Origin of the sequence: Stenotrophomonas sp. ZAC14D2_NAIMI4_6 (genome assembly GCF_003086875.1) — a bacterium.
In the GTDB taxonomy this organism is placed as follows: Bacteria; Pseudomonadota; Gammaproteobacteria; order Xanthomonadales; family Xanthomonadaceae; genus Stenotrophomonas.
Genome location: NZ_CP025996.1, coordinates 3,911,415 through 3,933,447, shown reverse-complemented (window position 1 = coordinate 3,933,447; position 22,033 = coordinate 3,911,415). Strand labels below are relative to the sequence as shown.

The following is a 22,033-nucleotide window of genomic DNA, read 5'->3' as shown; positions in this document are numbered from 1 at the left end:
ATGTTCGCAAGAGTGATTGCCCGCGCCTGCAGTGGCGCCATCCATGTGCTGACCGGTGCGCGCGCGCTGTGGATCGGCTGCGCGCCCTCCAGCGACCACCGCGTGTACTACGGCAACCATGCCAGCCACGGCGACTTCGTGCTGATCTGGTCGTCGATGCCGCCGGCATTGCGCCGCCAGGTGCGGCCGGTGGCCGCAGCCGAGTACTGGCAGCGCGATGGCCTGCGCCGCTACCTGATCGATGCGGTGTTCAACGGCGTGCTGGTGGAACGCGAGGCGGCGCGCCGCCAGCAGGACCCCCTGCAGGTGCTGCGCGATGCGGTGGATGAAGGCTGTTCGCTGATCCTGTTCCCGGAAGGCACGCGCAACACCGGCGAGGAGCCGCTGCTGCCGTTCAAGAGTGGCATCTACCATCTGGCGCGGCAGCGCCCGGAACTGGAATTCGTACCGGTGTGGATCGACAACCTGAAGCGGGTGATGCCCAAGGGCCGCTTCCTGCCGCTGCCGTTGCTGTGCACGGCAACCTTCGGCGCACCGCTGCGGCTGCAGGCCGAGGAGGACAAGGCGGCGTTCCTGGCGCGCAGCCGGCAGGCGCTGCTTGACCTGGCACCGAACGGGGGCCGCGCATGAGCTTCTTGATCGATGTGTCCGGCGATCTGGCCACGCAGAGCGTGGGCCAGCAGACCGGTCTGCTGTTCGGCGGCATCGGCGCGGTACTGGTGCTGGCCACGGTGGTGGCCGAGACCCTGCGCTGGCGCCAGCGCGGCCAGCCCAGCGCGGTCATCGCCAACCTGGTCTCGCGCATCCGCGCGTGGTGGGTGATGGCGATCGTGGTGGGTGGCGCGCTGTTGTTCGGCCGCGCCGGGGTGATCGTGCTGTTCGCGACCATTTCGCTGTTCGCGCTGCGCGAATTCATCACCCTGGCGCCTACCCGGTCTGGCGATTACTACGCATTGCTGGCGGCGTTCTACATCGTGCTGCCGTGGCAGTACTACCTGGTGTGGATCGACTGGTACGGCATGTACACCCTGCTGATTCCGGTCTACGCGTTCCTGTTCCTGCCGATCCTGTCGACCATCGGCGGCGATACCACCCACTACCTCGAGCGCACGGCCAAGGTGCAGTGGGGGCTGATGATCTGCGTGTTCTGCATTTCGCACGTGCCGCTGCTGTTGAACCTGCAGGTGCCCGGCCATGACCCGGCGCGCAACGTGCTGCTGTTTGCCTTCCTGGTGATCGTGGTGCAGTCGTCCGATGTGCTGCAGTACATCTGGGGCAAGCTGCTGGGCCGGCACCTGATTGCCCCGAAGCTGTCGCCGTCGAAGACGGTGGAAGGGTTCGTGGGCGGGGTGCTGAGCGCCAGCGCGCTGGGTGCGGCGCTGTGGTGGATCACCCCGTTCACGCCGCTGCAGGCGTTCGGGCTGTCCCTGCTGATCAACCTGATGGGGTTCTGGGGCGGCCTGGTGATGTCGGCCATCAAGCGCGACCGCGGCATCAAGGACTGGGGGCACATGATCGAAGGCCATGGCGGCATGCTCGATCGGCTGGATTCAGTGTGCTTCGCCGCGCCGGTGTTCTTCCATGTGGTGCGGTATTACTGGAAGGCGGGCGGGGGCTGAGGGGTTCATCCACGCATGGCGTGGATCTACTGGGTAGAGTCGAGCCATGCTCGACTGCTCTTCGCGGATTGCCTCGCACAGGAGCAGTCGAGCATGGCTCGACTCTACACACCGGTGCGCTTACGCGCTGATGCCGTATTCCTTCAGCTTCTTGCGAAGGGTGGCGCGGTGGATGCCCAGCATGGCCGCGGCGCGGCTCTGGTTGCCTTCGCAGTGGTTGAGCACTTCCACGAACAGCGGAATCTCCATCTCGCGCAGCACGATCTCATACACATCGTCCGCATCGCAGCCATCAAGGTCGCGCAGGTAGCGGCGCACGGACTGGGCTACGTGTTCGCGCAGCGGTGGCCGGGCAGCGCCACGACTGGTGTCAGGACGAGTGAGGACAGCGTTCAAGGGGGTTCCCGATCTGGAGGCCGGTGCGCGCGGTGCGCGCAGGCGGACGTGTGATTGGCCGTCAGTCTAGCGCGAGCGTGCCCGAGCTGCCACGGCCTGACGCCTCGACCTTGGTCAGAGGAACTCGAAGGTGAATGCGACGGTAGAGGCCGCCGGCTCCTGCACGCGGAACGCGACCCGCGCGCTCTGCCCGGGCTCCAGCGTGGCCGCCGGGGCCTCGCCCAGGTACTGCGCAGGGGTGAACACCCCGCTGCCGATCAGGCGGCCATCGGCATCGGACAACGACAGGCGAAGGTCCGGCCAGGCCTGTGCCCAGCGTGCGTCGTTGCGGATGCTGGCCTGCACCTGCAGCACGCCTGCCTGCCCCGGCAGGGGGCGGATCTCGCGGCTGGTCATGGTGAACGCCGTGGGTTCGCGCCAGGCCGGCAGGCTGCAGCGAAGCACGCCGCACAGTGCGCTGATCCAGGGTCGATGGCCGGCATCGGCGGCCAGGCGCGCGCGGTCGGCCAGCACACTCTGCAGCACCAGCAGCAGGGCCAGGCCTGCAACCAGCGCCCAGTGCCAGCGCGGTGACGGTCGCGCGCGCGGACGCATGCCCAGGAAGCTGGGCGCCTCGCTGGCTACAGTCGCATCCACCGTGTCGCTTTCGGCACGATCGGCATCGGCATCGGCATCGGCGCGTGCGACGGGTTCCTCGTGCGGCGCGAGCGGGGCCGCGGTGTCCTGATCGTCGTCTGCTGCCTCGCCCTCCTGCAGCAGCTGCGGGGCGGCGTGACCGGTGGCGTCGGCAGGTGCTGCGTCGGCTCCCGGCGCAGTGCGCAGGAAGGTGGCCAGCGGGCGACGCGGCGGGTTCGGCTCGGACATCGTCAGGGCACCGGCTCGGATCCAGCGCTCATTCAACCACGATCAGGCGCGGCGTACGCCGGTGATGCGCATCCAATCGCCATCCTGGGTGGCCTGCAGTTCGTCGAACCACGCGGCATAGCGCTGCAGCAGTTCGCCTTCCTGGCCATGCAGGATGCCCGACAGGGCGATGCGGCCACCGGCAGCAACGCGTGCGGCCAGCAGTTCGGCCAGCGCATCCAGCGCCGAGGCGAGGATGTTGGCGACCACGATCGGGTAGGTGGCCACCGGTTCGTCCTGCGGCAGATAGACGTGCATGCGCGCCTGCTCGCCATTGCGCTCGGCGTTGTCGGCGGTGGCCACCAGCGCCTGCGGGTCGTTGTCCACGCCGATCGCTTCGGCCGCGCCCAGCTTCAGCGCCGCCAGGGCCAGGATGCCCGAGCCACAGCCGAAGTCGAGCACGCGCTGGCCCTGCAGCTGGCCGTCCACGGCCAGCTGGTCCAGCCAGCGCAGGCACAGCGCGGTGGTCGGGTGGGTGCCCGAGCCGAAGGCCAGGCCCGGGTCCAGGCGCACGACGGCGGCATCGGCGGCCTGCGCGGCCTGCGGCAGGTCGTGGTTCCACGGCACGATCCAGGTGCGGCTGCCGAAATCCATCGGCTGGAACTGGTCCAGCCAGGCGCGTTCCCAGTCTTCGTCTTCCACGGCGCGGAAGCTGCCGCCGCTCCAGTCCAAGTCCGGGTCGAAGGCTTCCAGCGCTGCCAGCAGCAACAGCGCATTGCTGTCGGCCGGGAACAGGGCGCTCAGTACCAGGGTGTCCCACAGCGGGGTTTCGCCCACGCCCGGTTCGAGGATGGCCTGCTCGTTGCTGGTGTCGGCTTCGGCATCAAGCAGGGTGACGGCCAGCGCGCCTACGTCCTCCAGCGCGTTTTCATAGCGGGGCTGGGTGGCTTCGGTGCAGCGCAGGGTCAGTTCCAGGAACGGCATGGCGGTGGGGGCAATTGCGGGAAAGGGGGCCATGCTAGACCATCCGGCCGTCTCCGTATGCCCTGAGATGAACCGCAGCGGTTCAGACAGCGCTTCGGGGGCTTGCTAAAATGCCGGCTTTGCTGTGTCCCGCGTCCACTTCTGTCGCTCATGGCCTTCGCTCCCACCCTGAAAACCTGGTTGCTCGTGCTGCCCGCCGTGGCGGTGCTTGGCGTGGCCGGTTACCGGGCCAGCGGCCATGGCCACGCGCTGCAGGATGGCGTGGCGGTACCGATGGACGTGTCCGCCTCGTCGGTGGGCGATGCGTTGGTGCCGGTGGTGCCCGAAGCGTTGGCCCGGCGTCTGTCGGGCGTCGAGCGCAGCACCGCGCTGCCGTCCGGCCTGCCGCTGGATATCCGCGCGGATATCGAAGGCGAGACCGATCTGTTCGCCTATGCGCAGCGCCTGCGCGTGCAGGCCGACAACGGCAACCATGAAGCGCGCTGGATGTTGAGCCGGGTCTACGACTACTGCGCGCAGTACGCGGTGGACCCGGGCGGCTACCGCCTGGACAACAACGTGCTGGCCGGGTTGGGGCTGAGCGCGGCGCCGGCCATGGTGCAGGCGCGCGAACGCGTGGCCCAGCGCTGCGGTGGCTTCGTGCCGGGCGACAAGCTGGGGCCGGCGCTGGTGATCGGCGAGCGCCGGCGCGCGGCGCAGGAAGGCAACCTGGCGGCGGAAGCATCGCTGCTGGCCGAAGGTGAGCCGCTGCAGGACAGCGAGCAGTACCGCCGCGAGCTGGTGCAGCGCGTGCAGGCATCGCGCGATCCAGAGGCCTACATGGCGCTGGCACCGGCCATGGGCCTGCGTGCGGCCGGCGACAAGGCGATGACCGGCATGATTGCCGGCGAACAGTTGAGCGAGCTGGCCTGGCGCGTTGCCGCCTGCGAGCTGGGGCTGCCGTGCGGCGCCGACAGCGTGCTGGTGAACAGTTATTGCGCGAACGGAGGGATCTGTTCGCAGGGTGGAACGCAGGATTTCCGGGATTTCGTGTATGACGCCGCGGTTTCGCGGCAAGGTGCGGGGAAGATGAAAGAGTGGATCAAGCGATTGATTGGTACGGGAGCAGGGCGATGAACTACCGTCGTTTACTACATGGCGCCAAGTTCTGGTTCTGGGTGGTGTTGTTCGTGGCTTACTCGGCCGGTGCGGTCGGCTTGTTGATGATCGACACCTACGAAGATCGCTACCGGCACCTGTCGAAGGTGGAATTGACCACGGTGAAGGCGCAGGAAGCAGTGCGCCGCGCCGGTGCCAGCCAGGTCGCTGCGGTGTACCGCGCGCAGAGTGGGGTGCCGTTCGCTTCGTTGCCGGCCGGCAGCACCTTCCAGGTGGTCTGGCCCGATGGTTCCACCGAAACCATGGTGATCGTCGATCCGACCTCGCCCAATGGCGTGCGCCCGCTGGCCAATTCGCAGATTCCCGCCGAAGTGGCCGACAAGCGCTGACCCGCGCCCGGTAGCGCCGGGCCATGCCCGGCGGCGTTGCGCATCGTCGCCGCGCGCAACAGAAAAGGGCGGGGAAATCCCCGCCCTTTTCGTGTCCAGCGTTGGCTGCGCGATCAGGTCAATGCGATCGGCTTGTTCTTGCGTTCGGCCAGGCGCTTTTCCAGGTAGTGGATGTTCTGCCCACCGGCCTGGAAGCCCTTGTCACGCATGATGCGCTGCTGCAGCGCCACGTTGGTCTTGATACCGTCCACCACCATTTCGCTCAGCGCCACCCGCATGCGGGCGATGGCGGTTTCGCGGTCCGGGCCGTGCACGATCAGCTTGCCGATCATCGAGTCGTAGTTCGACGGCACGCGGTAGCCACTATAGATGTGGGTGTCCACGCGTACGCCGGGGCCGCCCGGCGGATGGAAGCCGGTGATGGTGCCCGGGCTCGGCACGAAGGTTTCAGCATCTTCGGCGTTGATGCGGCATTCGATGGCGTGGCCGGTCAGCACCACGTCGCTCTGCTTGATCGACAGCTTCTGGCCAGCGGCGATCTTCAGCTGCTCGGCCACCAGGTCGATGCCGGTCACCATTTCGGTCACCGGATGTTCCACCTGGATGCGGGTGTTCATTTCGATGAAGTAGAAGCGGCCGTCCTCGTACAGGAACTCGAACGTGCCGGCGCCGCGGTAGCCGATGCGGATGCAGGCTTCCACGCACACCTTGCCGATCTGCTCGCGCTGCTCGGCGGTGATGCCCGGTGCCGGGGCTTCTTCCACCACCTTCTGGTGGCGGCGCTGCATCGAGCAGTCGCGCTCACCCAGGTGGATGGCGTTGCCCTGGCCGTCGGCCAGTACCTGGATTTCCACGTGGCGCGGATTCTCCAGGAACTTCTCCATGTAGACCTCGCCATTGCCGAACGCGGCCTTGGCCTCGCTCTTGGTGGTTTCGATCGAAGTCTTCAGCGAGGCTTCGGCGTGCACCACGCGCATGCCGCGGCCACCGCCGCCACCGGCCGCCTTGATGATGACCGGGTAGCCGATCTCGCGGGCGATCTTGGTGTTGGCCACGATGTCTTCGCCAAGCGGGCCGCCCGAACCGGGCACGCACGGCACGCCGGCGGACTTCATCGCGCGGATGGCTTCGACCTTGTCGCCCATCATGCGGATGGTGTCGGCCTTGGGGCCGATGAAGATGAAGCCGGACTCCTCCACGCGCTCGGCGAAGTCGGCATTCTCCGACAGGAAGCCGTAGCCCGGATGGATGGCCTGGGCATCGGTGACTTCAGCGGCGGCGATCAGTGCCGGAATGTTGAGGTAGCTCTGCGGCGACGGCGCCGGGCCGATGCAGACCGACTCGTCGGCCATGGCCACGTGCTTGAGGTTGCGGTCGACCGTGGAATGCACGGCCACCGTGCGGATGCCCAGGGTGTGGCACGCGCGCAGGATGCGCAGCGCGATCTCCCCTCGGTTGGCAATGACGACTTTGTCGAGCATGGCGTGCCCCTCAGCCGATCACGAACAGCGGCTGGTCGAATTCCACCGGCTGGCCGTTCTCGCCCAGGATGGCGACGATGGTGCCGGACTTGTCGGCTTCAATCGGGTTGAACATCTTCATCGCTTCGATGATGGCCAGGGTTTCGCCTTCCTTGACCTGCTGGCCAACGGTGACGAAGGCCGGCTTGTCCGGAGCGGCCGAAGCATAGAAGGTGCCGACCATCGGCGAGCGCAGCACGTGGCCTTCCGGCAGGGCCGGGCCCGGCTTGGCGGTGCCGCCGGTGGAGGCTTCGGTGGGCGACTGCATCGGCATGGCCGGGGCCGCCGGGGCGGCCGGCGCGGCGTACACCGGGGCCGCGACCGGCGCGGCGTAGCCGGCCACCGGGGCGCGCGACAGGCGCACGGATTCTTCGCCTTCCTTGATTTCGATTTCAGCCAGGTTCGACTCTTCCAGCAGGTCGATCAGCTTCTTGATTTTGCGCAGATCCATGAGGGCCTCTTTGGTTTCTATCTAGGTGAGGAGGGCGCCATGGGCGCCCGGTTCGACAATCAGGTGGCCGACAGCCGCAGCAGGGCCGCGTCCATCGCGTAGCGGTAGCTGTCGGCGCCGAAGCCGCACACCACGCCCACCGCCTTGTCGCTGAAATAGCTGTGCTGGCGGAACGGTTCGCGGGTATGCGGGTTGGACAGGTGGATTTCGATGAACGGCACCGCCACCGCCGCCAGCGCATCGCGCAGGGCGACCGAGGTGTGGGTGAAGGCGGCCGGGTTGATCAGGATGAAAGCGGTTCCGTCGGCGCGTGCGGACTGTACGCGGTCCACCAGCACGTGCTCGGCGTTGGATTGCAGGCTGTCCACGGCGTGGCCGGCGGCGCCCGCCTGGGCAGCCAGGGCCTGGTCGATGTCGGCCAGCGTGGTGTGCCCGTAGACCTCCGGCTCGCGCGTGCCGAGCAGGTTGAGGTTGGGGCCGTGCAGGACCAGCAGCTTCGCCATGGAATCCGATCAACGGGAAAGGGCGGCAGTCTGGCGGAACCTGAGGATGGTGTCCAGTTCGGCGAAGTTTGCGGCGTTTCAATCGTTTGTTTGAAATTCGCCAAGGCCCTTGCGGCCGTATGTGGCAGGGCGGATCAAGGCTGGCTGAACGTTGTCATCGGCGGCGATGGCAGCACGTACGCCGACAATGGCCCCGGAGGGGTAGATCCGCGCCATGCGGGGATGAATGTACCGCGCTCAGGTCTCCAGCGGCACCGTGGGCACCACGTTGGGAAAGACTTCTTCCAGCGCTTCGGTTCCGCCCGGTGGTGGCGCGGGCCAGTTGTAGGCGTTCACCGGCTGCGCCCGGTTGACCCACAGCGCGTAGTGCAGATGGTCGGCACGGCCATCGCCGGTGTTGGGGTGGATGAGGATGGTCAGGCCCAGGCTGTTCAGCTGCAGCCACGGCACCAGCACCGGCAGCAGGTCGTTGCGGAAACCGAAGTAGAACGAGGGCGTTACGTGCGGGCCGCGCGGCTGCAGGTTCCAGTTGCCCAGTTCCACCGGAAAGCGCTCGACCACCCAGCGCCGCAGCAGTGCCGCCTTCTGGTAGCTGTCTTCGTCGAAATAGATATGCGCGTGGTAGCTCTTGATCTCGGTATAGGCGCGTGGCCGGTCGGGCAGTGGCGTTTCGCCCGGGCGGACGCTGGCCGGTCGCGGTGTGGCTTCGCTCACCGTGTCCTGGCCCCAGGGGCTGTGCCCCTGCGCGGGCGGCGGCACGATCGGGCGGAAGCCGGGGCGGCCCGGCTCGGTGGTGTTGGGCGCGGCGCTGGCAGCGCCGCCGGCACTGGCGCTGGCCAGCCCGCCCACCGCCACTCCGGCGGACGCCAGCAGGCGCCGGCGCACCGGTGAGCCCAGGTCAGCCCGCTGCGCATCGTGATCATCGCCAGTGGGCAGCTGCGTGCCAGCATCGATGGGCATGTCCGGACTCCTGAAGGGGGGCTGCCACGGTTGCGCAGCGCCTGGCGCCGGTCCAATAAGCAGGCAGCATCACCTCATGAGAGCCACGCCATGTGGCGTTGAGTTGCGTGGGCCAGCGGGCTAGGGTGGCGCTGTCGCCACTCCGCCTGTCTGCCATGACCGCTACAGACGCCCAGACCCAGCGCAAGCGTGCCGCCTTCCGCCAGCTGCATGCGCAGGGTTGCTTCGTGCTGCCCAACCCGTGGGACGTGGGCAGTGCGCGCTATCTGCAGCGGCAGGGGTTCCAGGCCCTGGCCAGCACCAGTGCCGGCTGTGCGTGGAGCGAAGGCCGGCCCGACGGCGCGGTCTCGCTGCAGGCCACACTGGACCATCTGCGCTTGATGGCTGCGGCCACTGATCTGCCCTTGAACGCCGACTTCGGCGATGGTTTCGGCGCAACCCCCGATGACGTGGGCCAGGCGGTGACCGCAGCGCTGGACACCGGCATTGCCGCACTGTCGATCGAAGACGCCAGCGGTCTGGCCGATGCACCGTTGCGCCCGCTGGATGAGGCCGTGCAACGCCTGCGCGCCGCACGTGCGGCCATTGATCGCGCCGCCGCCGATGTGCTGCTGGTGGGGCGCGCAGAGAACTTCTTCGTGGGCGTGCCGGATCTGGACGATACGCTGCGGCGCCTGCGTGCCTACGCGGCCGCCGGTGCCGACGTGCTGTACGCACCGGGCATCACCACGGTCGAACAGATCCAGGCAGTGGTGGCCGCCGCGGACGGCACGCCGGTGAACCTGCTGGTGGGTGGGCCGACGGCGCTTACGTTGCGGGACATCGCGGCGCTGGGCGTGCGCCGGGTCAGCCTGGGCGGCGCGCTGGCCCGCGCGGCGTGGGGAGGATTGATGCAGGCCACCGACTCACTCGTGCGCGAGGGCCGCTTCGATGGGCTGCAGCAGGCCGCTGCCGGCGCCGCTCTGAACGACCTGTTCCGGTCGTAGCGGTCTATGCGAGGGACGCGGTAGATCCACGCCATGCGTCGATGGGGGCGCGCGCTGGGGTCGGAGCCCTTCGCTGCGCGAAGGAATCCGACCCCAGGGTCAGATCCCGTTGCCCCGCAACGGGCTCTGACCCCACGGTTTGATCAGAACCGCGCGGTGGCGCCGACGAAGAAGGTGCGTGCGCCGCCGTCGTAGTTGTTGCCTTCGTCGATGGTGGACACATCACCCACGTTCAGCACGCCGGCACGCAGGGTCAGGTTCTCGTTCACGTCGAAGCCGGTGACCAGGTCCCACGTGGTGTAGGCCTTGGCGAAGGTTGCGCTGGTGGCCGACACCAGCTGCTTGCCGATGTGCTGCGCACTGGCATTGAGCGACCAGGCATCGGTCACCTGCCACTCCAGCGAGGTGTTGGCGGTCAGTTCCGGTACCACCAGCAGGGTGGCGCCGGTGGTGCGGTTCTTCGATTCGAGCATGCGCGTGGCATTGGTGGTCCAGCTCAGGCGCTCATGCAGCGGCACGGTCACGCTGGCTTCCACGCCGCGGGTGCGCGCCTTCTGGATGTTCTGCGCCACCGTCCACCAGTAGCCGTTGACGAAGCTGGTGGTCTGGCCGGGAATCTGGCTCAGCGGCACCTGCTCGATCTTGTCGTCGAAGTTGGTCAGGAAGTAGGTGGCCGACGCCGACCAGCCGCCCTGGTCGTAGCCCAGGCCCAGCTCGTGGTTGGTGCTGGTTTCCGGTTCCAGGTTCGGATTGCCGGCCATGTAGCAGCCGCGCGTGCCATCGGCATTCACCGAGGTGCTGCTCCAGCCTTCCACGGTCAACGCGCGGCAGCCGTTGCCACCGGACTGGGTGGCCGCGCCGGCGGTGCCCTGCTTCAGGTTGGGCGCGCGGAAGCCCTTGGAAATGCCACCACGCACAGTCCACGCATCGGCCGGGTGCCACACGCCGTAGATGCGCGGGCTCAGGTTGTCGTCGTAGTTTTCAGTGTTGTCCCAGCGCAGGCCCAGGGTCAGCACGAAGCGCTCGTGCAGCGTGATGTGGTCTTCGGCGAACAGCGCCCACGAATCGGCCTCGCTGGTGGGGCTGATGCGGCCGCTGCCGGTCCAGGTCACCGGCACGGTGCCGATCGTGTCGCTGTTTTCCAGCTCCTCGCGCTTCCATTGCCCGCCCACGTTCAGGCTGTGCTCGAAGCCCCAGTGGAAGCCGGTGGTGAAGGCAGTATCGAAGACGGTTTCCTTCGAATGGTTGCCCACCGTGCTGCCCTTGTCTTCGTAATCGTTCTGCACCAGCGTGGTCTTGGACGTGCTGGCATCGCCGTACTTGCCGTCATGGCTGAGCACGTAGCCGGTCTGCACCAGCTTGGACAGGCCCCAGCTGCTGACCGCACCGGCGCCGCTGTTGCGCTGCGTGCCGCGCGAGGCTTCCACGCCCACGCTGTGGCTGTCGTTCACCCGCCAATCGAACTGCACGTTGGCATTTTCCGCCTTGTTGCCGGGCGTCTGCCGCGCGCCGCGGTCCGATTCGCGGTCGGTCACGTTGGCACCCACGCGCACGCCCAGGTTCTGGGTGAGCGGGCCACTGAACAGCGCGCCCATCTGCGTGGTGTTGCCGCGCGTATCCGAATCGGGCTTGCTGTAGTTGAAGGTGGCCGAGCCGCCCCAGTGGTCGGCGATCTTGCGGGTGATGATGTTGATCACACCGCCCATCGCGTCCGAACCATACAGCGAGGACATCGGTCCGCGCACCACTTCAATGCGTTCGATCATGTCCGGCGACAGCCAGTTCAGATCCTGCGGGCCCAGGTCATCGCGGTAGTTCACGCCGGCCGAGCTGCCCTGGCGGCGGCCGTCGATCAGGATCAGCGTGTACTGCTCGGGCAGGCCGCGCAGGCGGATCTTCGACTGCGCACCGGACAGCGCATAGCCGCCGGTCACGCCGGGCACGGTGCTCAGCAGCTGGCCGATGCTGCTGACCGGCTTGCGCTCGATCTCCTCGCGGGTGATCACGCTGATGCTTGCAGGGGCATCCTTGATCCACTGCTGGGCACCGGTGGCGGTGACCACCACGGTGTCCAGCTGGCGCGCCGAGGAGGCATCGGCGCTGGCATCAGCATGGGCATGGGCGGCCAGCGCCAGACCGATCGCGGCGGTCAGGGTGGCAATGGAACGGCGGCAGTTCGGTGAGGCGTGCGACATCGCGCAGGTGCTCCTGTAAGAGGGTCCACTGGCGATGGCTGGGACGTCCGTGTGTGAGGGTTTCAGTATTCCTTAACAATCGTATCACGAATCATTCGCATTTGATGCGGGGCGATACGCAAGGCCACGATCGGCCCTGTGGGGTGTCAATCCAGCTGAAATCAGCGTCCTGCCATGAGCACTGGTGGAAACATGGGCATTAGTTACTATCGGTAACTTATTCCGTGTTCGAGTGTCTTTCATGCACAGCCTTATCGTCGTTGCTCACCCTGAGCCCCACTCGCTTACCCACGCGGTGGCCGCACGCATCAGCGATGCGATTGCGAGCACTGACGCCCGCAACAGCGTGACCGTGGCTGATCTTGCCAGCGAGGGATTTGATCCCCGTTTCAACGCCGATGACATGGCCCTGTTCCGGCAGAGTGGGGCAGTGCCCGCTGACGTCGCTGCCGAGCACGCACGACTGGATGCCGCCGATACGCTGGTGCTGGTCTACCCGCTGTACTGGTGGTCGTTCCCGGCCCTGCTGAAGGGTTGGATCGACCGTGTGTTCACCCAACGCTGGGCGTATGCCGACGGTGCCGATGGCAAGGTGGAAAAGAAACTGCAGCGCCTGCAGGTGCATCTGGTCGGCCTGGGGGGCGCCGGCGCGGAGATGATCGAACGCCGCGGCTATGGGGCGGCCATGAAGACACAGATTGATATGGGCATCTTCGACTACTGCGGTGCCACGGTGCGTTCTTCCAACCTGCTGCTCGATGCAGACAGCGGCCAGGGCCAGGCACATCTGCAGACCGCTGCGGCCATCGGCCGTACCATAGGCACACCCACGCCGTGATGCAGAGCCGCTGCATGTCCACCGCCGCCACACCCACCCGCCGCCGGATGTCACGTGAACAGCGCGGCCGCCAGTTGCTGGATGTGGCCTGGGCATTGGTGGGCAGCGAGGGCACCGATGCACTCAGCCTGGGGCGGCTGGCCGAAGCGGCGGGCGTGACCAAGCCGGTCGCGTACGATCATTTCATCACCCGCAATGGCCTGCTGGCTGCACTGTATGCCGACTACGATCAGCGGCAGACGGCGGTGTTCGAGGCGCGCATCGGCGCGGCGCCCGCGCGGCTGGCCGAGCGGGCGCGGGCCATTGCATCGGGCTACATCGACTGTGTGCTCTCGCAGGGCAGCGATATCCAGGCGATTCTTGCCGCGTTGGCTGGCTCGCCCGAACTGCGCGACGTTCGCCATCGTTACCAGCAGGACTTCGTCGACCAGTGCGCGCAGTGGTTGGGTCCGTTTGTAGTCAATGGCAAGGTGCCCGTGGCTGGGCGCTGGGCGATCCTGGGTGCTGCCGAGGCGCTGTCCGAGGCCGTGGCCGGCGCCGCACTGCCGCAAGCGGACGCAGAATCCGAACTGCAACGGCTGATCGTGGACATCGTCACGCGCGCATCGTAGCGCCGCGCCTGCGCCTCGCTCTTCGTAGAGTCGAGCTTGCTCGACTGCTCTCCTTCACCCGCAGTCGAGCAAGCTCGACTCTACCTGGCTTGCCGTCGAGCACGCTCGACGCTACCCAATCTGCAACATTGCACGGGTATAACGACCTGCTGTTGGCGGCATCGCCGCCGCTCGCACTGCAGGAACCCTCATGACCCAATCTCCCTCGCGACGTTGGCTGCGCCCGTCGCTGCTGGCCATGGTGGCCGCTCTGGCCGCATGCCAGCCCGTCGCGCGCGGCGACGCGCCGCTGGCCGGGACCACCCGGCCGCACAACGTGATCGTGATGATCAACGATGGCGCCGGCTGGGGCACCTGGGATGCTGCCGCTTACTGGCAGTACGGCAGTCGCGAGGGCGCGCCCTACGCGCAGTTCCCGCAGCGCCTGGGCGTGACCACGTTCCCGTTGAATGCCAGCAGCCAGCCCACCCGCGATGCCGCGCAGACCATCGGCTACGACGCATCGCGCGCCTGGAGTGCCACCGCCGTACCCGCCACCGACCTGCCGTTCGAGGGATACCAGTACCTGGCCGCCGTGGCCACCGACAGTGCAGCGGCAGGCACCGCATTGTCTTCCGGGGTGAAGACGTACAACAGCGCGATCAACTTCAGCAACGACGGCATGCCGGTGGACTTCAACACGCTGCGCGCCAAGCGCCTGGGCATGGCCACCGGCGTGGTCACTTCGGTGCCGTTCGCGCATGCCACGCCCGCGGCGTTCGCGGCGCAGAACGAATCGCGCAACAGCTACCACGCCATTGCCCACCAGATGCTTGCGCAGGGCCACATGGATCTGGTGATGGGCACCGGCGGCCCCGGCTACAGCGTGGACGGCAGGCCCTGCGTGGACGGCCTGGATGCGGTCGCCGCCGAGGGCTGCCAGAACCCCTGGGAATGGGTGTCGCAGCAGGATTGGCAGCAGCTGCAAGCGGGCACGCCGATTGCCGGCAATCCGGCGGGTGCGTGGCGACTGATCCGCAGCAAGGATGAATTCGCCGCCTTGGCCGCCGGCCGCCTGCCCAGTGATCGCCCGCTGATCGGCGTGCCGCAGGTCGCCAACACGCTGCAGCAGGCGCGGCAGCTGGCCGTGGTCGGGCGCGATGCGGCTACACCTTCCGGGGTGAAGAAGATCGACAGCGTGCCCGACCTGGCCACCATGACCCGGGGTGCGTTGCAGTTCCTGCAGCAGCGCTCGCCGAAGGGCCTATTCCTGATGGTGGAAGGTGGGGCCACCGACTGGGCTGCCCATACCAGCGCCTGCGGCACCGAATGGCATTACGGCGCCTGCACCGACCAGCCGCAGTTTGGCCGCCTGATCGAGGAAACGGTGGAGTTCAACGATGCGGTCGCCGCCGTGGTCGACTGGATTGAACGCAATGGCGGTTGGGAGCGCAACCTGCTGATCATCACCACCGACCACGACAACAGCATGCCGATGGGCCCGGATGCGCAGCAGGTGGCGTTCCAGCCAGTACGCAACAACGGCCGCGGGCAGCTGCCGGGCATGAGTTTCCGCCCCACCGGCAACCATTCCAATGGGCTGGTGCCGCTGTGGGCCAAGGGCAACGGCGCCGAAGGCCTGGCCCGGCGCGTGCGCGGCGTCGATGCCGGCTACCGCCAGCACGTGGGCTGGAATGACGGCAGCTACATCGACAACACCGACGTAGCGTTGGCCGTGCAGGAAGCCCTGAGCCGCTGACTTCGCTCTTCGTAGAGTCGAGCTTGCTCGACTGCTTTTCGCTTCTTGTAGAGTCGAGCTTGCTCGACTGCTCTTCGCGCTTTGTAGAGTCGAGCTTGCTCGACTGGACTGCCAAAAGCAGTCGAGCATGGCTCGACTCTACAAAGCACGGCAGTCGAGCAAGCTCGACTCTACGGAAGTCCTGCGCCCAGCAGGTGCGGCGCTACCGGATCAGCGCCAAGTACGCAGTCACGCTCAGCAGTGACAGCACGGTCGTCCCCAGCACCGTCGCCGCGGTCGTCGCGGCCTCGCGCCGATGGAACTCGGCCAGCATGAATGGCCCGGTGCCGGTGGGCAGCGCGGCCAGCAACACCGCTGCATGTACCAGCGGTGTGGGCAGCGCAAACACCTGGGTGGCCAGCAGCCACACCAGCAGCGGCTGCAGCAGCAACTTGGCAGCCCCCAGGCCCAGTGCGCTGTGTGCGGCCCCGGCGGCAACATTGCGGCGCTCTCCCAGGAACAGGCCCAGTGCGATCAAGGCGCAGGGCGCTGCGGCGCTGCCCAGCAGCTTCAGGAAGGCGTCCACTGGCCCGGGCACGGCCAGACCAGTTGCCATCGGCACGATACCCAGCGCCGGTGCCAGCAGCAGCGGGTTGCGCGCCAGCGATCGACTGACCTTCCACAACAGATGGTGCAGGCGCTGTTCCCGCTGCAGGCCCGCTTCGATCAGGATGATGGCCACGGCGAACAGTACGCAGACCGTCAGCAGGGTGGCGACCAGGGTTGGTGCCAATGCGTCCGGTCCCAGCACCGCTGACGCCAGTGGAAAGCCCATGAAACCGGTGTTGGCGTAAGCGGCATTCAGGCCATCGATGCTGGCATCGGCCAGGGCATGGCCGCCGCGTCGGCGCAGCAGCACCGTGGCCGCGAACACCAGCGCCGTGCCGATGCCGAAGCTGAGTAGGAAGCCGGGGTGCCAGAGGTCGCGCCAGTGCGCGTGGGCCACCACGTCGAACAGCAGCGCAGGCAGGGCAAGGTAGACGACGAACCGGTTCAGTTCACTGGTGGAATGCGGGCCCAGGGCGCCGCTGCGGCGCGCCACCCAACCCGCGAACACCAGGGCGAAGATGGGAAGCACGATCGCCAGGACAGACCACATGGCGGCTTGAAAGAGGGGAGGGGCTACAAGGCTACGCAGCGCCATCCATACCTTCCAATGCTTTCTTTGGCATTCGGCGATACCCTTTGTGCATGATCGACATCCGCCCGTTGCGCTATTTCCTGGCCGTGGCCGATACCCTGCACTTTGGCCGTGCGGCCGAGCGCCTGCACGTCACACAGCCCCCGCTCAGCCGGCAGATCGCGGCGCTGGAACGCTCGCTGGGCGTGGCACTGTTCGAGCGCGATTCGCGCCATGTGCGGCTGACCCCGGCCGGCCAGCGCTTCCGCGATGATGCGCGTGCCGTGCTGGCGTCACTGCAGCAGGCCTGCCACACGGCGCGGCAGATCGACGCCGGTGAACAGGGCGAACTGCAGGTCGGTTTCATGATGCACGCCGCCCACAGTTCGGTGCCGCCCTTGGCGCGCCGGTTCATGGCAGCCTGCCCGCAGGTTCAGCTACGCCTGCGCGAGGCACTGCCGTTCCCGCTGCTGGACGGGGTGCTCAGTGGCGAGCTGGATGCAGGCATCGGGTTCGCGCCCGCAGCAATGCGCGGTCTGCAGATGCAGCCATTGCTGCAGGAGCCGTTGTGCGTGGTGGTGCCGCAGGACCACCGCTTGGCGCGGCGGCGTCAGGTGGCCGTGGCTGCGCTGGCCGATGAAGGCCTGATCACCGCGCCCGCCGAGGTGGTGCCGACGCTGCGCGAAGCGATCGACGCGTGCTTCCGCGCCGCAGGGCTGGAACCGCGGATACGTCTGGAAGTGCAGTTGCAGCAGAGCATCGTCAGCCTGGTGGCGGAAGGGTTGGGCATCGCGCTGGTGCCGGCGTCGCTGCGCCGGCTGGGGGTGCCTGGCGTTGCATTCGTGGGGCTGAAGGATGCCCCGCAGGTGCAGCAGGTCCTGTTCTGGCGTGATGGCAACCGCAATCCTGCATTGGCGCGTCTGCTGGCGTGCATCACCGCCACGTAGCGTCGAGCTTCGCTGTCTGTAGAGTCGAGCCATGCTCGACTGCTCTTCGCTCTATGTAGAGTCGAGCCATGCTCGACTGGACCGCCAGAAGCAGTCGAGCATGGCTCGACTCTACAACTCACGGCAGTCGAGCAAGCTCGACTCTACTGGTCCCTACCGCAGCAGGGTGACTTGCTGCCCGGCGCGGTCGAATGCTTCGACCAGCAGCGATGTCTGGCGGATCGCATCCACTTCGGCAAACAACGCCTGCAGCGCCGCTACCGGGCGCGCGGTCGGTGCCGCCACGGCCTGGGCGATGGAAGTGAACCGGTCAGCCAGCACGCGGTGGCCGGGATGCTGCGCTGCCCAGGCCTGCAATGGCTGGCGCACGCCTGCAGCCGCGTCCAGGCGCTGCTGGGCGAACAAGGCAATGGCGGCGGCGGATGTGTCGGCACGCTCGATGCGTGCATGCTGCAACGCACGGCTGAGAAACAGATCGTAGGCGGCGCCGCGGCCCACCGCGACGCGCATGCCATGGCGATCAAGATCGGCCACCTGCTGCGCGGGGCTGTCATCCCGCACCAGGTAGGTGCCTTCAATTTCCACATAGGGCGCGCTGAAGGCGATGCGATCGGCGCGCGCTGGATCGACCGCCAGGAAGGCCAGGTCCCAGTCATCAGCAGCAGCGGCCGCCACGACCGACGCGGCGGCGTCATGGCAAGTGAAATGCGGCGCGACCGCCAGCCGTTGCGCCAGCGCCGTGGCCAGTTCCACCGAGGGGCCACGCGGCGCCGATGCGTCGCCTTGGGCCAGCACCGGGTTGCCCAGGTTGATGGCGACTCGCAGATGGCCACGCGGTGCCAACGCTTCACGGTAGTCGATCAGGGGCATGGGCAGTTCCGCAGTGAATCGGAGTGCCAGCATGACAGCAAGGCCGTGCGTCCGGTGTGCTCAACCACGTGCAGCAAAGGTCCCGTGGAAGCCCAACGGCACCGCGTATGGCAGCCAGGCCTGCGCCAGTGGCCCATCGCCAACGTGGCGCGCATCCAGTACGGCAATGCCGCTGCGCTGCTGTACCGGGTCCAGCAGGGTGCCGACCAGCCAGCCATCATCGGCACTGCGGCTGCCCGGGCGCGGCACGAAGACGTGTTCTTCGGCCAGGATATCGGTGCCGTAGCGCCACAGTTGGCGCCGGCCACGGTCCACGTCGAACGCGGCCACCGCATTGAAGTACGGCGCGGTGGCTTCACCGGCAATGGTGGGTGCATACAGACGGGCGCCGCGGGTGCTGGGCGTACGCGCATCGAACAGCGGGAACTCTACCGTGCTGATGCCGGTGTCCTGCCAGCGCGCCTGCGTGCGGCGCAGGTCCAGGTGCAGCTCGACCAGGGTGGTATGGCCATTCACTGCGTGCGCGCCATCGCCGGCCATGGCTTCCTTCATGGGTGAACGCGCCTCGTTGATGTCGTCGCGGCGCACGGCGCGCACCACGATGCCGCCGTCACGGGCGTAGGCATCACCGAAGTGGTAGATGGCTGCGAACGGCGCCTCGAACCACTGCGCCTTGTCAGGGCTGTTCTTGTCCACCACGGCAATGCGCGCTGCACGCTGCGGGGCGAAGGCCATGCGCTCGAAGAAGCTGCCGCCGCTCTGCTTGAAGTCGAACGGGGCCAGTACGAACACCAGGTGCTGGTCGGTCATGGTGAACGCGTGCAGGTAGCCGTATTCGGGCGTCTGGATCACGTTGGCGCTGCACAGCTGGCCGTCCTTGCCCAGGTGCCACACCAGCAGTGCAGAACCGCCTACCAGACTGATCGAGCCGAAGTTCCACAGACTGCCGTCGCGGTCGTGCAGGGGGTGGGCCGAAAAAGGCATGGCTGCCAGATCGGGGCGCCAGGTGACCGGTCCGATCGTGTCCAGGGTGTCCGGGTGTACTTCGAAGGCCGAACCGGCCTCGCACAGCGCGAACAGCCGCCCGTTCAATGTCACCACCGAGGTGTTGGCGGTGTTGGCGTCATCGTTGTTGCGTACCGGCTGGGTGTCCGGAACGCTGGTGCCTGCGGCCGGGTACAGGAAGCGACCGGCCTTCTGTTCACGGGTGAACTTGGGCGTGGCCACCATCCGCGCGTGATGGGTCAGGCTGCCATCGCCATTGAAGCGCCAACCGTGCACCATGCCGTCGCCGTCGAACCAATGGTCGTAGCGCAGGCCATTGCGCTCGGTCCATGCCGGACCATTGCGGTACAGCGTGCCTGCCAGGCCTGCCGGCAGGCGGCCCTGCAGGTCGACCGTGGCCGGGCCCAGGGTTTCGCTGCTGACCCCCCGCCATCCAAGCAGCCAGGGGTGGTCATGCAGTCCCTGCGCGAACTGCGCCGGGTCGTTGGCGAAGGCCGGTGCGCTGCGCAGGGCAGTGGCACCCACGGCCAGGCCGGCAGCACTGCTGAGCAGGGTACGGAGGAAGCGACGACGGTCCATGGCGATTCTCGGGCGGGGGTCAGCGCAGGGTGATGTCGATCGCAGTGCCGGTGGCCGGCACCGTGAAGCGGGCCTCGTCGAAGGTCGGCTTGCGCATCACGTTGGGGTTGTTGCTGAAGCCGTAGCCTTCCACCGGCATGCCGACCAGGTTGGTGTCCAGCTTGCCGTTGTCGTTCTCGTCGTGGGTCAGCAACACGGCGTAGCTGCCCGCCGGCAGGTCCTTGAAGGTGAACTGCAGGTGGTCGCCGCTCGGCCTGGCCTGCGCCGCTTTCAGCGGGGCCGCCTTGCCGTCCCAACCGTCGGCACTGTTCACCAGGGCTGCCCGCACGGTGCCGGTCTGGGCGCGGATGCCCTGCACGTTCAAGGTCAGGTCGGCAGCCGATGCGCTGGCGGCCAGGGTCAGGCAGGCGAGGGTGGTGCCGAGCAGTGCGGTGCGGATCATGGCGGTAGGCTCCAGGGGCGGTAGGTCTGCAGTCTGGGCGCGGGCCGGGCCAGGGTTCAGGGCCAGTGGTCATCGATTCGACGTGCCAGAAGTCACTTTCTGCGCCTACCCCATTGCCGGCATACCCTGCCGACCGGCAGCATGCGGCCATGCCTGCATTCTTCCGCCACCTGTTGCGTCCCCTCAGCCTGGCGGGTCTGCTGACCATCGTCGTGGTCGGTCTGACCCTGGACATCCACGGTGCCGGTGCCGGCGCGCGCTGGTGCGCGCTGGGCCTGTTCCTGCTGCTGTTCGCGCTGCATTCGCAGCTGCCCACCCGGCATGGCGTGCGCCTGCTGGCGGCGGTGCTGCAGACCGGGCTGGCCGTGGCCATGGTGGCGCTGGAGCCGCGTACCGGCACCGCGCCCATTCTGCTGGTGGCGCTGGTGGCGCAACTAGGCGAACACTGGCCGCCGCGCGTGGTGCTTGCCCTGGCCCTGCCGGCCAACCTGGCCATGTATCTGGTGTTGAAGCACGCCGGGTTCTCGCAGCCGTTCATGGTGGTGCTGCTGTACAGCGGCTTCCAGGCCTTCGCCGCACTTACCGCCCACTACGCGCGCAGCAGTGCGCTGGCGCGCGACGCGCTGGCCCGGGTCAACGCAGACCTGTTGGCCACGCGCGCGCTGTTGGCCGACAGTGCGCGCGATGCCGAACGGCTGCGCCTGGCCCGGGAACTGCACGACGTGGCGGGGCACAAGCTGACGGCCATGCGCCTGAACCTGCGCGCGCTTGCCGCCGACGAGCGGGTGGCGGGGCTGGAGGGGCTGCGCATGGCCGAGCAGTTGTCCGGCGAGCTGCTGGCTGACATCCGCCAAGTGGTGCAGTCCATGCGTGATGATCGCGGGCTGGACCTGGCCACGGCGTTGCATGCGCTGGCCGCACCGTTCCCGCGTCCGCGCCTGCAGGTGCAGATCGCCGAAGGCCTGCGCGTGACCGATCCGCAGGTGGCCGAAGCGGTGCTGCGGCTGGTGCAGGAAGCACTGACCAATGCCGCGCGCCATGGCGATGCAGCCACTGTCTGGTTGCAGGTGAGTGAGGAGGATGCGCAGTTGCAGATCGATATCCGTGATGATGGCCAGCGTGCCGAACGCATCCGCGAAGGCAACGGCATTGCCGGCATGCGCGAGCGCCTGGCCGAAGTTGGTGGGCGCCTGCAGCTGGCACGTACCGAGAGCGGCGGCATGCACCTGCTCGCGCGGTTGCCGGCATGACGGCTCTGGCGGTGCGGGTGGCGCTGGCCGACGATCAGGCGCTGGTACGTGCAGGTCTGCGGGCGCTGCTGCAGGGCTTGGGGGTGCAGGTGGTGCTGGAAGCAGAAGACGGCCAGGCGCTGCTGGATGCCTTGGCCGTGCAGCCGGTCGATGTGGTGCTGAGCGATATCCGCATGCCGGGCCTGGACGGGATTGAAGCCTTGCGGCAACTGCGCGCGCGTGGCGACGCAACCCCCTGCCTGCTGCTGACCACCTTCGATGAAAGCGATCTGCTGCTGCGTGCCAGCGAGGCGGGTGCGCAGGGCTTTCTGTTGAAGGATGCCGCTCCGGCCGATCTGCGCGATGCCATCGAGCGCGTCGCCGCAGGTGAGACCCTGCTGCTGCCGGTCAGTACCGAGCCGGTGCGGGCGCGCTACCGGTTCCATGACCAGGCACCGCCCAACGATACGTTCGGCGAGCGCGAGGTCGCGATCCTGCGCCTGCTGGCCGGTGGCTACAGCAACAAGGAAATCGCGCGCAGCCTGTTCCTGGCCGAAGGCACGGTGAAGAATTACGTGTCCACCATCCTGGACAAGCTGGGGACCCGCGACCGTACCCGCGCGGTGCTGAAGGCGATTACCCTGCGCATCATCTGAAGCGAACTGACGTAG

23 protein-coding genes are annotated in these 22,033 nt (G+C 67.5%); 11 read left to right on the top strand and 12 right to left on the bottom strand.

Annotated features, from left to right (window positions below; translation table 11 throughout):
- Together C1933_RS17870 and C1933_RS17865 are read left to right on the top strand one after the other, a co-directional pair.
- Positions 1-630, top strand: a complete 630-nt coding sequence (locus C1933_RS17870) for a lysophospholipid acyltransferase family protein (RefSeq protein ID WP_108754337.1) — start codon at positions 1-3, stop codon at positions 628-630.
- Complete coding sequence (locus C1933_RS17865) at positions 627-1,619, top strand: phosphatidate cytidylyltransferase (protein WP_108754336.1); 993 nt, start codon at positions 627-629, stop codon at positions 1,617-1,619. Before C1933_RS17870 ends, C1933_RS17865 begins: the two co-directional genes overlap by 4 nt.
- A 120-nt stretch (positions 1,620-1,739) precedes the next feature.
- On the opposite strand, the gene fis is transcribed toward C1933_RS17865, so the two are convergent.
- From fis to prmA, 3 genes are all read right to left on the bottom strand, one after another.
- Complete coding sequence (gene fis, locus C1933_RS17860) at positions 1,740-2,015, bottom strand: DNA-binding transcriptional regulator Fis (RefSeq protein ID WP_108751030.1); 276 nt, start codon at positions 2,013-2,015, stop codon at positions 1,740-1,742.
- A 114-nt stretch (positions 2,016-2,129) separates the two neighbouring features.
- On the bottom strand, positions 2,130-2,879 hold the full coding sequence (locus C1933_RS17855) for a DUF3426 domain-containing protein (protein WP_108754335.1): 750 nt from the start codon (positions 2,877-2,879) through the stop codon (positions 2,130-2,132).
- 42 nt (positions 2,880-2,921) lie between these two features.
- Positions 2,922-3,842 carry a 50S ribosomal protein L11 methyltransferase gene (gene prmA / locus C1933_RS17850; protein ID WP_108754334.1) on the bottom strand — a complete coding sequence of 307 codons (921 nt, stop codon included), beginning with the start codon at positions 3,840-3,842 and terminating at the stop codon, positions 2,922-2,924.
- A 150-nt stretch (positions 3,843-3,992) separates the two neighbouring features.
- On the opposite strand from prmA, the gene C1933_RS17845 reads away from it, so the two are divergent.
- Both C1933_RS17845 and C1933_RS17840 read left to right on the top strand, forming a co-directional pair.
- Positions 3,993-4,958 carry a hypothetical protein gene (locus C1933_RS17845; RefSeq protein ID WP_108754333.1) on the top strand — a complete coding sequence of 322 codons (966 nt, stop codon included), beginning with the start codon at positions 3,993-3,995 and terminating at the stop codon, positions 4,956-4,958.
- Positions 4,955-5,329, top strand: coding sequence for a hypothetical protein (locus tag C1933_RS17840; RefSeq protein ID WP_108754332.1), 375 nt, complete (start codon positions 4,955-4,957; stop codon positions 5,327-5,329). The genes C1933_RS17845 and C1933_RS17840 overlap by 4 nt, the downstream gene beginning before the upstream one ends.
- A gap of 113 nt (positions 5,330-5,442) precedes the next feature.
- Here C1933_RS17840 and accC read toward each other — a convergent pair whose 3' ends face one another.
- The 4 genes from accC to C1933_RS17820 form a co-directional block, all read right to left on the bottom strand.
- Positions 5,443-6,810: an acetyl-CoA carboxylase biotin carboxylase subunit gene (gene accC, locus C1933_RS17835; protein ID WP_010481079.1), complete on the bottom strand. Its 1,368-nt coding sequence runs from the start codon at positions 6,808-6,810 to the stop codon at positions 5,443-5,445.
- 10 nt (positions 6,811-6,820) lie between these two features.
- The gene (gene accB, locus C1933_RS17830; protein WP_108754331.1) at positions 6,821-7,300 is read right to left on the bottom strand and encodes an acetyl-CoA carboxylase biotin carboxyl carrier protein; all 480 of its coding nucleotides are present in this window, start codon (positions 7,298-7,300) and stop codon (positions 6,821-6,823) included.
- Positions 7,301-7,359: 59 nt separating this feature from the next.
- The gene (gene aroQ / locus C1933_RS17825; RefSeq protein ID WP_108754330.1) at positions 7,360-7,803 is read right to left on the bottom strand and encodes a type II 3-dehydroquinate dehydratase; all 444 of its coding nucleotides are present in this window, start codon (positions 7,801-7,803) and stop codon (positions 7,360-7,362) included.
- 237 nt (positions 7,804-8,040) lie between these two features.
- Positions 8,041-8,763: a DOPA 4,5-dioxygenase family protein gene (locus C1933_RS17820; protein ID WP_108754329.1), complete on the bottom strand. Its 723-nt coding sequence runs from the start codon at positions 8,761-8,763 to the stop codon at positions 8,041-8,043.
- 155 nt (positions 8,764-8,918) lie between these two features.
- On the opposite strand from C1933_RS17820, the gene C1933_RS17815 reads away from it, so the two are divergent.
- Positions 8,919-9,749: an isocitrate lyase/phosphoenolpyruvate mutase family protein gene (locus tag C1933_RS17815; protein WP_108754328.1), complete on the top strand. Its 831-nt coding sequence runs from the start codon at positions 8,919-8,921 to the stop codon at positions 9,747-9,749.
- Positions 9,750-9,892: 143 nt separating this feature from the next.
- Here C1933_RS17815 and C1933_RS17810 read toward each other — a convergent pair whose 3' ends face one another.
- Entirely contained in the window at positions 9,893-11,944 is a 2,052-nt protein-coding gene (locus C1933_RS17810; protein WP_108754327.1) for a TonB-dependent receptor, read from the bottom strand.
- 241 nt (positions 11,945-12,185) lie between these two features.
- Between C1933_RS17810 and C1933_RS17805 the strand changes: the two genes are divergently transcribed.
- The 3 genes from C1933_RS17805 (at position 12,186) to C1933_RS17795 (ending at position 15,131) form a co-directional block, all read left to right on the top strand.
- Positions 12,186-12,782: an NAD(P)H-dependent oxidoreductase gene (locus tag C1933_RS17805; protein WP_108754326.1), complete on the top strand. Its 597-nt coding sequence runs from the start codon at positions 12,186-12,188 to the stop codon at positions 12,780-12,782.
- A gap of 47 nt (positions 12,783-12,829) precedes the next feature.
- Complete coding sequence (locus C1933_RS17800; RefSeq protein WP_108754325.1) at positions 12,830-13,393, top strand: TetR/AcrR family transcriptional regulator; 564 nt, start codon at positions 12,830-12,832, stop codon at positions 13,391-13,393.
- Between the two features lie 190 nt (positions 13,394-13,583).
- The gene (locus tag C1933_RS17795; RefSeq protein WP_108754324.1) at positions 13,584-15,131 is read left to right on the top strand and encodes an alkaline phosphatase; all 1,548 of its coding nucleotides are present in this window, start codon (positions 13,584-13,586) and stop codon (positions 15,129-15,131) included.
- Positions 15,132-15,333: 202 nt separating this feature from the next.
- Here the strand turns inward: C1933_RS17795 and C1933_RS17790 are convergent, their stop codons facing one another.
- Positions 15,334-16,269, bottom strand: coding sequence for an AEC family transporter (locus C1933_RS17790; protein ID WP_108754323.1), 936 nt, complete (start codon positions 16,267-16,269; stop codon positions 15,334-15,336).
- A 92-nt stretch (positions 16,270-16,361) separates the two neighbouring features.
- Here C1933_RS17790 and C1933_RS17785 point away from each other — a divergent pair, with 92 nt between their 5' ends.
- A complete protein-coding gene (locus tag C1933_RS17785) occupies positions 16,362-17,237 on the top strand; it encodes a LysR substrate-binding domain-containing protein (protein ID WP_108754322.1) in 876 nt (291 codons plus the stop codon).
- A 153-nt stretch (positions 17,238-17,390) separates the two neighbouring features.
- On the opposite strand, the gene C1933_RS17780 is transcribed toward C1933_RS17785, so the two are convergent.
- The 3 genes from C1933_RS17780 to C1933_RS17770 are packed head-to-tail and all read right to left on the bottom strand — an operon-like array spanning position 17,391 to position 20,133.
- Entirely contained in the window at positions 17,391-18,107 is a 717-nt protein-coding gene (locus C1933_RS17780) for a transporter substrate-binding domain-containing protein (RefSeq protein WP_108754887.1), read from the bottom strand.
- Between the two features lie 60 nt (positions 18,108-18,167).
- Positions 18,168-19,691 (bottom strand): carotenoid oxygenase family protein, encoded by a 1,524-nt coding sequence (locus C1933_RS17775; protein ID WP_108754321.1) that lies wholly within the window; start codon positions 19,689-19,691, stop codon positions 18,168-18,170.
- Between the two features lie 19 nt (positions 19,692-19,710).
- Positions 19,711-20,133, bottom strand: coding sequence for a DUF2141 domain-containing protein (locus C1933_RS17770; protein WP_108754320.1), 423 nt, complete (start codon positions 20,131-20,133; stop codon positions 19,711-19,713).
- Positions 20,134-20,282: 149 nt separating this feature from the next.
- On the opposite strand from C1933_RS17770, the gene C1933_RS17765 reads away from it, so the two are divergent.
- Positions 20,283-21,383: a histidine kinase gene (locus C1933_RS17765; protein ID WP_108754319.1), complete on the top strand. Its 1,101-nt coding sequence runs from the start codon at positions 20,283-20,285 to the stop codon at positions 21,381-21,383.
- Positions 21,380-22,018: a response regulator transcription factor gene (locus C1933_RS17760; protein ID WP_108754318.1), complete on the top strand. Its 639-nt coding sequence runs from the start codon at positions 21,380-21,382 to the stop codon at positions 22,016-22,018. The genes C1933_RS17765 and C1933_RS17760 overlap by 4 nt, the downstream gene beginning before the upstream one ends.
- Positions 22,019-22,033: the final 15 nt, after the last annotated feature.

Excerpts from the sequence above, each read along its gene's own strand:
- C1933_RS17870 (WP_108754337.1), top strand. The coding sequence starts at position 1 with ATGTTCGCAAGAGTGATTGCCCGCGCCTGCAGTGGCGCCATCCATGTG.
- C1933_RS17865 (WP_108754336.1), top strand. The coding sequence starts at position 627 with ATGAGCTTCTTGATCGATGTGTCCGGCGATCTGGCCACGCAGAGCGTG.
- C1933_RS17855 (WP_108754335.1), bottom strand. The coding sequence starts at position 2,879 with ATGTCCGAGCCGAACCCGCCGCGTCGCCCGCTGGCCACCTTCCTGCGC.
- prmA (WP_108754334.1), bottom strand. The coding sequence starts at position 3,842 with ATGCCGTTCCTGGAACTGACCCTGCGCTGCACCGAAGCCACCCAGCCC.
- C1933_RS17845 (WP_108754333.1), top strand. The coding sequence starts at position 3,993 with ATGGCCTTCGCTCCCACCCTGAAAACCTGGTTGCTCGTGCTGCCCGCC.
- C1933_RS17840 (WP_108754332.1), top strand. The coding sequence starts at position 4,955 with ATGAACTACCGTCGTTTACTACATGGCGCCAAGTTCTGGTTCTGGGTG.
- accC (WP_010481079.1), bottom strand. The coding sequence starts at position 6,810 with ATGCTCGACAAAGTCGTCATTGCCAACCGAGGGGAGATCGCGCTGCGC.
- accB (WP_108754331.1), bottom strand. The coding sequence starts at position 7,300 with ATGGATCTGCGCAAAATCAAGAAGCTGATCGACCTGCTGGAAGAGTCG.
- aroQ (WP_108754330.1), bottom strand. The coding sequence starts at position 7,803 with ATGGCGAAGCTGCTGGTCCTGCACGGCCCCAACCTCAACCTGCTCGGC.
- C1933_RS17820 (WP_108754329.1), bottom strand. The coding sequence starts at position 8,763 with ATGCCCATCGATGCTGGCACGCAGCTGCCCACTGGCGATGATCACGAT.
- C1933_RS17815 (WP_108754328.1), top strand. The coding sequence starts at position 8,919 with ATGACCGCTACAGACGCCCAGACCCAGCGCAAGCGTGCCGCCTTCCGC.
- C1933_RS17810 (WP_108754327.1), bottom strand. The coding sequence starts at position 11,944 with ATGTCGCACGCCTCACCGAACTGCCGCCGTTCCATTGCCACCCTGACC.
- C1933_RS17805 (WP_108754326.1), top strand. The coding sequence starts at position 12,186 with ATGCACAGCCTTATCGTCGTTGCTCACCCTGAGCCCCACTCGCTTACC.
- C1933_RS17800 (WP_108754325.1), top strand. The coding sequence starts at position 12,830 with ATGTCACGTGAACAGCGCGGCCGCCAGTTGCTGGATGTGGCCTGGGCA.
- C1933_RS17795 (WP_108754324.1), top strand. The coding sequence starts at position 13,584 with ATGACCCAATCTCCCTCGCGACGTTGGCTGCGCCCGTCGCTGCTGGCC.
- C1933_RS17790 (WP_108754323.1), bottom strand. The coding sequence starts at position 16,269 with ATGTGGTCTGTCCTGGCGATCGTGCTTCCCATCTTCGCCCTGGTGTTC.
- C1933_RS17785 (WP_108754322.1), top strand. The coding sequence starts at position 16,362 with ATGATCGACATCCGCCCGTTGCGCTATTTCCTGGCCGTGGCCGATACC.
- C1933_RS17780 (WP_108754887.1), bottom strand. The coding sequence starts at position 18,107 with ATGCCCCTGATCGACTACCGTGAAGCGTTGGCACCGCGTGGCCATCTG.
- C1933_RS17775 (WP_108754321.1), bottom strand. The coding sequence starts at position 19,691 with ATGGACCGTCGTCGCTTCCTCCGTACCCTGCTCAGCAGTGCTGCCGGC.
- C1933_RS17770 (WP_108754320.1), bottom strand. The coding sequence starts at position 20,133 with ATGATCCGCACCGCACTGCTCGGCACCACCCTCGCCTGCCTGACCCTG.
- C1933_RS17765 (WP_108754319.1), top strand. The coding sequence starts at position 20,283 with ATGCCTGCATTCTTCCGCCACCTGTTGCGTCCCCTCAGCCTGGCGGGT.
- C1933_RS17760 (WP_108754318.1), top strand. The coding sequence starts at position 21,380 with ATGACGGCTCTGGCGGTGCGGGTGGCGCTGGCCGACGATCAGGCGCTG.